Consider the following 1,007-nt stretch of genomic DNA (forward strand, 5'->3'; position numbering starts at 1 on the left):
GAAAGTTAAATGGTAAGAAAGAAGTTGAAGTTTTGTTTCAAGAAATGGATGGAATCTGGTTGAGCATCCAAGGAAAAGACAGACCTAAAGGAAAAAAGTCTAAAAAGAAAGAACTGAAGCTTGGAGTAAGCTATGAAGGCTGGAAGAAGAGAAATGGTAGTAAAGATGCTTATGTAGTTGAAAATAAAATAGCTTGGGCTAGTTTTGATAGTAGTAAAAAATTTAAAGAGCTTAGTGATGCTAGTATTGCTGAAATTTATAATATAGATGAAATAGATACAAGAATTTTAAATGGAGATGGAGCATCATGGATAAAACAAAGTTTAGGAGAAGAAGGTGTGTATTTTCAACTAGATCCATTTCATAGAAGTCAGGCTATAATAAGAGCCATACAAGATAAAAAAGAAGCTCATAAATTAATAAAAATGTTAAATGAAGGAAAAGTAGAAGAAAGCTTTGAGTATATAACAAATCTAATGATTAAGTATAGTGACGATGAAAATAAATTTAAGAAATTAGAAAAGCTATACATGTATTTTTTTGATAACAAGATAGGATTAAAGCCATATAAGCTAAGGAAAGAAATTAAAATGCCGAAGGCGCCGGAAGGATTAGAATACAGAAATTTAGGCACAATGGAGCATAATATCTGTGATGTATTAGCTCAAAGAATGAAAGGAAGAAAAATGAGTTGGTCAATTAGAGGTGCTAATAATTTAGCTAAAATACTAGCTGAAAAGGCAAGTAAAAGAATATACAATGTAGTAAATGAAATGTGTTCTAGTGTTATTTCAGATGATGAGCTAGAAAAAATAACAGAAATGATTACATTAACAGCAGCTGATGTAAATAAGAAAGTTGGTAAAGGCAAAGTATACCCAATACACCAAGGGAAGATGCCATTTACAGGCTGCGCCAATACAAATGGTCGCAAGGCAATAAGAGCCTTAGTTGAAAATAAAGGGTTTAATGACTTAGGATTTATTTAATAAAAGTATAAAATTATG

Annotated in this window: 1 protein-coding gene; it reads left to right on the forward strand. The window is 30.8% G+C overall.

The genetic code is table 11. The features are described 5' to 3' along the window. A partial coding sequence (locus tag C1715_RS00065) for a UPF0236 family transposase-like protein (protein ID WP_102398658.1) occupies nucleotides 1–989 on the forward strand: 989 nt, incomplete at its 5' end. Nucleotides 990–1,007: the final 18 nt, after the last annotated feature.

Source organism: Haloimpatiens massiliensis, assembly GCF_900184255.1.
GTDB lineage: Bacteria > Bacillota > Clostridia > Clostridiales > Clostridiaceae > Haloimpatiens > Haloimpatiens massiliensis.